This is a genomic window from Variovorax sp. P4_D9 (assembly GCF_056401695.1).
In genome coordinates this window covers 1-8,257 of sequence record NZ_JBFUIU010000395.1, presented here as the reverse complement: position 1 = coordinate 8,257, position 8,257 = coordinate 1, and the positions used below count along the sequence as shown (strand labels likewise).

Annotated in this window: 7 protein-coding genes and 1 pseudogene; 3 read left to right on the top strand and 5 right to left on the bottom strand. The window is 65.3% G+C overall.

Going from position 1 to position 8,257, the window contains the following annotated elements; genetic code table 11:
• Nucleotides 1–241 (bottom strand): annotated as a pseudogene (locus tag AC1DY5_RS32410) (cytochrome o ubiquinol oxidase subunit I); the annotation flags it as partial.
• Between the two features lie 2 nt (nt 242–243).
• Entirely contained in the window at nt 244–1,170 is a 927-nt protein-coding gene (cyoA, locus tag AC1DY5_RS32405; protein ID WP_478118156.1) for a ubiquinol oxidase subunit II, read from the bottom strand.
• Nucleotides 1,171–1,435: 265 nt separating this feature from the next.
• On the opposite strand from cyoA, the gene AC1DY5_RS32400 reads away from it, so the two are divergent.
• Nucleotides 1,436–2,170: a response regulator gene (locus tag AC1DY5_RS32400; RefSeq protein WP_478118154.1), complete on the top strand. Its 735-nt coding sequence runs from the start codon at nt 1,436–1,438 to the stop codon at nt 2,168–2,170.
• Between the two features lie 30 nt (nt 2,171–2,200).
• Here the strand turns inward: AC1DY5_RS32400 and AC1DY5_RS32395 are convergent, their stop codons facing one another.
• On the bottom strand, nt 2,201–3,235 hold the full coding sequence (locus tag AC1DY5_RS32395) for an AraC family transcriptional regulator (protein WP_478118152.1): 1,035 nt from the start codon (nt 3,233–3,235) through the stop codon (nt 2,201–2,203).
• 167 nt (nt 3,236–3,402) lie between these two features.
• On the opposite strand from AC1DY5_RS32395, the gene AC1DY5_RS32390 reads away from it, so the two are divergent.
• Nucleotides 3,403–5,223 carry a LuxR C-terminal-related transcriptional regulator gene (locus AC1DY5_RS32390; protein WP_478118150.1) on the top strand — a complete coding sequence of 607 codons (1,821 nt, stop codon included), beginning with the start codon at nt 3,403–3,405 and terminating at the stop codon, nt 5,221–5,223.
• An 84-nt stretch (nt 5,224–5,307) separates the two neighbouring features.
• Here AC1DY5_RS32390 and AC1DY5_RS32385 read toward each other — a convergent pair whose 3' ends face one another.
• A complete protein-coding gene (locus AC1DY5_RS32385) occupies nt 5,308–5,562 on the bottom strand; it encodes a hypothetical protein (RefSeq protein WP_478118149.1) in 255 nt (84 codons plus the stop codon).
• On the opposite strand from AC1DY5_RS32385, the gene AC1DY5_RS32380 reads away from it, so the two are divergent.
• On the top strand, nt 5,537–7,981 hold the full coding sequence (locus AC1DY5_RS32380) for an ATP-binding protein (RefSeq protein WP_478118147.1): 2,445 nt from the start codon (nt 5,537–5,539) through the stop codon (nt 7,979–7,981). The genes AC1DY5_RS32385 and AC1DY5_RS32380 overlap by 26 nt on opposite strands.
• 32 nt (nt 7,982–8,013) lie before the next feature.
• Here the strand turns inward: AC1DY5_RS32380 and AC1DY5_RS32375 are convergent.
• Nucleotides 8,014–8,257: response regulator (locus AC1DY5_RS32375; RefSeq protein ID WP_478118145.1), on the bottom strand; the 244-nt coding region annotated here is incomplete at its 5' end.

The window sequence follows — 8,257 nt, the reverse complement described above, 5'->3', positions numbered from 1 at the left end:
ACCGCATCATGATTGCGTCGCTGAAGCCGCGCAGCAACATCACGACGGCCAGCAGGACGTACATGATGCCCACGCGCTTGTGGTCCACGGTGGTCAGCCACTCCTCCCACAACCACTTCCATCGCCCGAGCCAGGTAATAAGGCCGAGCACGAACGCGATCCCGATCAGCAGCACCACGCACGTCACCATGATGATGGGCTGGTCAAAAGGAATCGCGGCCAAGGTCAGCTTGCCGAGCATCATCAGTGCGCTCCATTCGTGAGGTTCATTTCCCGGCAGACGCCGATCCGTGGATCTACCGTTCGCACCTTGACGGCAGATACCGGCTGGGTGCCGCGCTGCATGGCGTAGTCGAAGAGATTGTTGTCGGCCGCCGCGTAGTAGGAGGCCGCAGCGGTGCCGCGGTGGCCGATCAGCCGCTCGTAAGCCGGCTTGTCGAGCACCTGCCCCGACCGGCGCAGCCCCTCGACCCAGCGCTCGAAGCCGGGCCGGTCTGCAGCGATCACCTTGAAATGCATGTCCGTGAAGCCGTCGCCGCTGAACTGCGACGACAGTCCACGGTAGATGCCTTCCTTGTCAGCGATGACGGACATCTGCGTGCACATCCCGGCCATGGCATAGATCTGCCCCGCGAGCCCCGGGATGAAGATCGCGTTCATGACGCTCGCCGAGGTGATGTCCATCCTCACGGGCGTATCGAGGGGCAGAGCAAGTTCATTGACACTTGCGACGCCGAGTTCGGGATAGATGAACAGCCACTTCCAGTCCATCGAGACCACCTCCACCCGCAATCGCCTCTTGGATGCGTGCAGCGGCCGATACGGATCGAGTTCTTGCGAGCCGACCCAGGCGACCGCTGCCAGGAAGAGGACGATCAGCAACGGGATGACCCAGATCGTGAACTCGACCTTGCCGCTGTAGTTCCAATCCGGCCGGTAGGCCGCCCGCTTGTTGGAGGCGCGGAACCACCATGCGAAGGCGAGCGTCAGCACGATCACCGGGACCACGACGAGCAGCATCACGCCCAGGCACTCGTAGAGCAGCTGTCGCTGGGTCGCACCGACGGGGCCCCAGGGGTCCAGCACACCCTCGGCCCGGCCGCTCAGGGCGGCCGTCGCCAGTGCCGCGCCGATCATGCTTGCTCGGAACGATCGCTGTTTTGCTTCCATCGGGGGTCCTCCGTCGATTGGACAGAATGCTCGGGATTCAGCGGCCCAGCGAATATCCCCCGCTTGGGGCACGAACTTGCCGTTTCGCGGGAAAAATGTTGCTCATTGGGAAGTTTTGTGATCGTTGAGTGCCTGTTGAATGTCATTCGCAAGTGTTTCCACGGCATTTCAATGCCCACGGCAGCAATGCAGATGAAACACGTCTCTTCGATCTGGTGATAACCTTTAGCGCCGAACCCGAGGCCGCAACGAAGCGCTTCCTATCATGTCTGTGATCCAGCCCCACATCCTTGTCGTCGACGACGACCCGCTCATGCGGGAACTGATCGGCGACTACCTCCTCGAGAGCGGCCTGCGGGTGTCGAGCGCCGGGGACGGCTTGGACATGAATCGCATCCTGAGAGAACAGGTCATCGACCTCGTGTTGCTGGACTTGCGGCTAGAGGTCGAGGACGGCATGCAGCTCGCACGCCAGCTGCGTGAGCGGACGGACATGCCCCTCATCATCGTGACCGGCCGGCGCGAGGAGGCAGACCGTGTCATGGGACTCGAGATCGCCGCCGATGACTATGTCACCAAGCCGTTCAGCAACCGTGAGTTGCTGGCGCGCGTGCGCGCAGTTCTGCGGCGCTACCACGTCAAGCAGGCTGCGGCCGCATCCTCGCGCGGCACCAAGCCACGCGCCTACCGTTTTGCGGGCTGGGAGCTGAACGCCTGGGCGCGTCATGTCATGGATCCGCAAGGCGGGAAAGTCGTGCTGAGCAACAGCGAATTCAACCTGTTGCTGGCCTTCTGCGAAGCGCCGCAGCGAGTGCTTTCCCGCGATCAGTTGCTCGACCTGTCGCGCCTGCATGGCGACGAGATCTACGACCGCTCCATCGACGTGCAGGTCTTCAGGCTGCGCCGAAAGATCGGCGGGGATGACGAGTCGCAGAAGCTCATCCGGACGGAGCGCGGTGCCGGCTACGTCTTCGCGACGCCGGTCGAAGTCCTGAACTGAGCCACCGGCCGCACGTCTCCCGGCGCCGGCTCAACGGGTCGCGTGCAGGCCGCGCCGGTCGGCTTCGAAGCGCGCGCGATACTGGCCGGGCGACATTTCGAACCAGCGTTTGCAGGCGCGGTGAAGATTGCTCTGATCGGAGAACCCGAGCAGGTAGGCAGTCTGCGCCAAGGACAATTTCGGCTGGCGCAAGTACTGCTGCGCAAGGTCCTTGCGCGTGCCATCCAGCAGCTGCTGGAACGAGATGCCCTCTTCATGGAAGCGCCGCTGCAGCGTGCGCTCGCTCATGCAAAGGTGCCCGGCGACGTCCTCTCGCCGCGGCTCGCCATCGGGCAGCTTGCGGATGATGACATCGCGCGCGCGCAGACTGATGCGGTCGCTGCCCAGACTCGCCAGCCGCTCGACGGCGTAGCGATCATGCATTTCGGCCAACATCGCGTTGGAGGTGCAAAGTGGTTGCAGAAGGTCTTCGCGCGCAAACAGCATTCGGCAATCGGGTGCATCGAAGCGAACCGGGCAACCGAAGGCGCGCACATGGTGCCCCGGGTCCGTCGGCGCCGGATGGACGAACTCGACAGCCAGCGGCGCCAGCTTGCGGCCCGAAATCCAGTGAAAGTAATTCAGCAGCGCCAGCAAGTCGAATTCGAAGCGCTGACGAGGCACGGGCCGATCGCCGCCGTAGAGGTCGAAGGTGAGCGCGAAGCCCTGCSGCACTTCGGCGAGGCCTGTCGTGGCCGCCTCACTCACGATGCGCGAGTAGCGCACCATCCGCTCGAGGCTGGAGAGCAGGTGGGGCGAGGCCATCATCGTGTAGCCCACCACGTCCAGGTTGGCAGGCCTCACCGCGGGGTTGGGCGCCAGGGAAATCTCGGAGTTGGCCGAAAGTCGCACCGCCTCTTCCCAGACCCTGCTCATTGCCTCGGTCGCCATGCTTTCGGCGGCACCGTCCAAGGTCTCTTCGGGCAGGCCCGCGGACCGGCAAAGCCGATGCAAGTCGATGCCCTGCACGCGAAGGAAATCGCCCACCGCCCGCACCCAGGCTCCAGCCGTCGTGTTCCTGCTCATCGCGCGCTGTCTCCGTTCCTCGTGTCTTGGCCCAGCGCGCCGCGTCAGGTCAAGGCCTGTCACTGCAAAGTCATAAAACTGGCCGCCCCGGGCAATGACGTTGCGGAAGGCAATTCCTAGCATACCCCTACCCGGTGCCCCCCAAGAGAGTACCTACGGAGATAGTCATGGACGCCACCAGCTATTCAATGTCAATGGACGCCTTGCCGCAGCGGACCGGAAAAAAGGAGCTGGGCGTCTCGCCCCGGGACGGAGAAATTACAAGTTGTGTTACGAGCGTAATCTTCGATGTTCCGCGTGCAACGTGCGCGGCTGCCGGGCAAGCCCGCGGTAGCGTTCCATCTCTAAGGTACGGGGCCATATCGTGCATGGCCCGACTTGACCCATGTCAGGGGCCGGCACCCACGAACCGGAGCCTGTATATGTTTCTTGAACGTCAACGTGAATCCTCGGTATTCCCTGTGCTGACCTGCTATCCGGTGGCCTGGCGGTCTCATGATCGGGAGGCCACACTGCAAGCTCTTTCCCGAGCGGAGCGCCACAAGAAGCTGGTGCTGCAAGCATGGTCGAGATTGGCCACGATGAAGTTCGCCGAAGCCCAGGCGACCATCGACACCATCGAGGCGCAGTGCAAGCCCTTGTCCATGGCGTCGACCGACCTGCAGTGCGCGCTGCTGCATGCCACATCGGTGGCGCTCAGTGACGACGCCGAAGCAGCTGCCCAACTGGTGGAGAACATCCTGAGGACGTACGAAGGCAGTGTCGCCAACCCCGCGACATCGCTCCTTGTCCGACTCGGTCATTGGAAAGCGCGGCGCCTCGACGCATTCTGCGAGCTATCCGGCTCTGTCAGCCACGCCCCTGCCAATCGCCGAGAGGCCCTCTCGAGCATCCTTCACCTGTCGATGGAAGCCGCGGTCGAAGCGGAGCAGTTGCGCCTGGTGTGTGCCGGGCGCCTTGCGAACGAGGCGCTGGAGCTGTCCACGCGGTTCTACGGGTCCAACTTCTCCGGCAGCCGGCTGGCCGTGGCCGTCAGTGCAAAGGTGCTGTACGAGCAAGACGCTGTCGACGCAGCCGACCGCTTGCTTCGCGACCGGTTGGCTCTGAGCGGATCGGAGGCCGGCATCGAAGTCGCGTTAAGCGCGTACATCGTCGGCGCCAGGATCGCCGCGGCACGGGGCCAGCTTCCCTTCGCCATGCTGCAGCTTCACGAAGCCGAACTGCTTGGCGAAGACCGGCGCTGGCCACGGCTGATCGCCGCCAGCCTTGCCGAACGTGTCCGGCTGCTCGTCGAGGACGCTCGCATGAGCGAAGCCGAAGCCTGCCTGAAGCGGCTCGCGCAGATGCCTGCGAAATCGGCCACAGCGACCAACGACTGCCTCTTGGCGCGCTATGTGGCTGTCTCCCGCGCTCGCCTGGACCTGGCGAAAGGGGCCAGCGCGCAAGCGGTGTCCTCGTTGCGAGGCATCGTCTCGGAGACCTTGCGGCGGCGCGAAGGCCATCTCGCCGTCGAGCTGACGATGTTGCTGGCGTGTGCCTTGCTCGATCTCGGCGAGGAGGACGAAGCCGCGGCCGAAGCGACACGTGCCGTTGAACTGGGCGCGACCGCGGGCTTGTATCGCACCTTCGTCGACGGCGGCGAGGCGACCCGGCATCTGCTGTGCTGGCTCTACGATCGCCGCGTCGACGACGTCGGTGTACTCGGGGAACTGCGACCCTACGTCCGCAACCTGCTCATGGGCCTTTCCGAGCGACCTGAGCAGCCTTCGGGAGCTCGGACCAGACATCGCTCCGGCGAGTCACTCTCTGCCCGCGAGAGCCACATCGTGACACTCATGAGCCACGGTCTGTCGAACAAGCGCATCGCCAAGCAACTGGGCATCGCGCCGGAGACGGTCAAGTCGCATGCAAAGCACATCTTGTTGAAGCTCGCCGCCCAGACGCGGGTCGAAGCCGTGTCGCGTGCCTTGAGTTTGGGGATGATCTGAGAGCTCCCATGCGCCCCCCCGGAACACACCAGGCGGCGCGGCCACCGCTTCGCGGGCCTGGAGTTCAACGCCCTGGGCGCCGCCTCACCGATCCGCATGGCCGGCGCGTCGGGCACGGCGCGAATGTGACGGCGGTCGGCCCGTATTTCGCTTGAAATCTTCGACGCCTTCGTGAAAGAAACCTGAAATCCGCGTCGGCGGCAATTGCCTGCGCGCGACGATGAGCGGCACAAAGAATTCAGAAAGGGTTGCAGGGCCCGTGATGAGATCGAAAAAGCGACTTCGCGGAACCATCATCGGGGCTGGCGCGCTGGTGCTGGCCATCATCGCGATGGTCACGTCCTACGATGGATGGCGCCTGCACCAGCAGCTCATGGCGGCCAGCGAGCGCGAGGTGGCCAACCTGGCGCTCGCGCTGGCGACGGATACGGCGCGCAGCGTGCAGGCGGTCGATGTGCTCCTTCGGGACACGGCAGCATGGTACGAGGCCACGGGCCGACAGGAGAGCACCGAGGTCATCCACGACGCGCTCGCGTCGCGCGCGGTTGGCGTCTCGCAGCTGAGCGTGATCACCATCGTCGACCGCTCTGGCATGCAGCGGTACCGATCGCGCGCCACCGGCGAGCCGCTCAGCGACGTCTCGGATCGCGGCTATTTCCTGCGCCAGCGCGACGATCCCAATGCCGGACTGGTGATCAACGAGCCGGCCTTCAGCCGCTCCGAGCAGGTACCGTCGCTGGTCCTGTCGCGATCCTTGCGAAGGCCCGACGGCTCCTTCAACGGCGTCGTCTCCGCGAACCTGACGCTCCACGAATTGCAGAGCATGTACGCGGCGATTCGACTCGGCGATCACGGCTCGCTTCTGCTTGCGCTCGCGGACGGGACGATCGTGACCCGCTTGCCGCCTTTGGACCCGCAGCCACTCGCTCGCATGCCGAGCCGGGCTGCCCCGACCGGCGACCCGTTGATCAACCACGTGGTGAGCCCTATCGATGGCCGGGCGAAGCTCGTGGCTGCCCTGCGCATCGATGGCAGGCCGCTCGTCCTCTCGGTCACTCGGGATGTGCGCGACGCATTGACCCCCTGGTACGACGAGATGGTCAGTGCGGGCATCCGCACGGGAGCGTCGATGCTGCTCGTTGCCGTCGTCATCGTCAGCGTCCTGTACCAGCTCGGGCGGATCGAGCAGGGCGAGCAGGCCCTGCGCGAAAGCCAGGAGCGCTATGCGAAGGCGATGGAGGCCGCCAACGAGGGTCACACCGAATGGAACATCCAGCAAGGGAGCGTCTTCGTGTCCGGCAGGTGGCGCTCCCTGCATGGACTGAATGATGATCGCCCGATCGGGAACATCGCAGATCTGCAGTGCTCGGTCAGGATTCATGCTGACGACAGGCCGGCGGTGTGCTCGGCCATCGACCAGCATCTCGACGGCAAGACCGAGGGCGTCGATGTCGAATACCGGGTGCAAAGGCCGGACGACGGCTGGACATGGGTCCATTCGCGCGGCGGCTGCGTGCGCGACGAAAGCAACGCGCCGGTGCGCATGTTCTTCGCGGCGCACGACATCAGCGCACGGAAGGCAGCCGAGACGTCGAGGATCGCACTGGAACTGCGGATGCAGCAGGCCCGCCGCATGGAGGCGCTCGGCACCCYCGCGGGCGGCATCGCGCACGACTTCAACAACCTCCTGGGAGCGATCCTCGGATTCGGGAGGATGGCGCGGCAGCTGGCCGAGGACGCCTCGCCAATCCGTCGCCACATCGACCGGGTGCTCCAGGCGGGGAGCCGAGCGATGTCCCTGGTGCAGAGCGTCCTGCAGTTCGCCCGCTCCGGCACGACGGGGAGAACGCCGGTCAACGTGCAGCGCATCGTCGAAGAGGTGATCGTGATCCTCTCCCCTTCGTTGCAGGACGGTGTTTCCGTCGAGACCCGTCTCGACGCGCCGGATGCCGCGGTCGCGGGCGATGCGACAGAGCTCTACCAGGTCGTAGCCAACCTCTACACGAACGCGATCCAGGCCGTCGGGCCGTCCGGCCGAGTGGGGCTCCTGCTCGCCGCGGTGGTCGTCGACCGGCCACGACCGCTGCTGCATGGAGAGTTGACGCCCGGACGCCATCTGCGGCTCGACATCGAGGACAGCGGGTCGGGCATGCCGCCGGAGATGATCTCCAGGATCTTCGAGCCGTTCTTCACGACCAAGAATCCCGGCGAAGGGACCGGCCTCGGACTGTCGGTGGTGCACGGCATCGTGACCGGGCTGGGGGGCGCAATCGACGTTCAGTCCGCGCCCGGCGTCGGCACGCAAGTCTCCGTTTGGCTGCCCGTCATTGCGACGGACGACTCTGTGTCCACGACCCCGCGGGAGACGCCCCGCGGACGCGGCGAAGTGATCCTGATCGTCGACGACGAGCCGCTCCTCGTCGAGCTTGCGGCGGAGCGGCTCGCCGAACTCGGCTACGCGCCCCTGCCGTTCACCTCGAGCACAAAGGCCCTCCAGGCCTTCCTCGAGGCGCCGTCGAGTGTCGACTTGGTCCTCACAGACGAGAAGATGCCGGAGCTGTCCGGCAGCCAGCTGGTCGACGCGATTCGCGCGAAGCGGCCGGACATTCCGGTGCTCATGATGAGCGGCCACGTTACCGCAGCGCTCGAGGAGCGTGCGCGTGCGCAGGGTGTCGGCGAGTTGCTGCGCAAGCCGATTTCCGACGAGGCTTTGGCAGCGGCGGTTGCGCGCTGCCTCGGCCCGAAGCCCGCGTCATGACACCTCGCACATCCTGCGGAGCGCCCGCGCGCTCACGCGGCGTCGAGCAGTCGCGCCAGGCTGGTCGCGAGCGCGTTGGCTCGCAGGGGTTTGGTCAGCACCTCGTCGGCCAAGGCGCCGTGCGAAGTCGCGGCGGCGGCGTCGCCCACGTTGCCACTGACCAGAATGACAGGCAACAACGGGCGCAGTTGCCGAACTTCGCGAATGAGCGTATCGCCGGACATGCCCGGCATGCACAGGTCGGTGATCAGCACGTCGAAATCGTCGGGGTTCGAG

Bases quoted from the DNA above. Each gene is read 5' to 3' on its own strand.
- cyoA (WP_478118156.1), bottom strand. From the start codon at position 1,170: ATGGAAGCAAAACAGCGATCGTTCCGAGCAAGCATGATCGGCGCGGCA.
- AC1DY5_RS32400 (WP_478118154.1), top strand. From the start codon at position 1,436: ATGTCTGTGATCCAGCCCCACATCCTTGTCGTCGACGACGACCCGCTC.
- AC1DY5_RS32390 (WP_478118150.1), top strand. From the start codon at position 3,403: ATGGACGCCACCAGCTATTCAATGTCAATGGACGCCTTGCCGCAGCGG.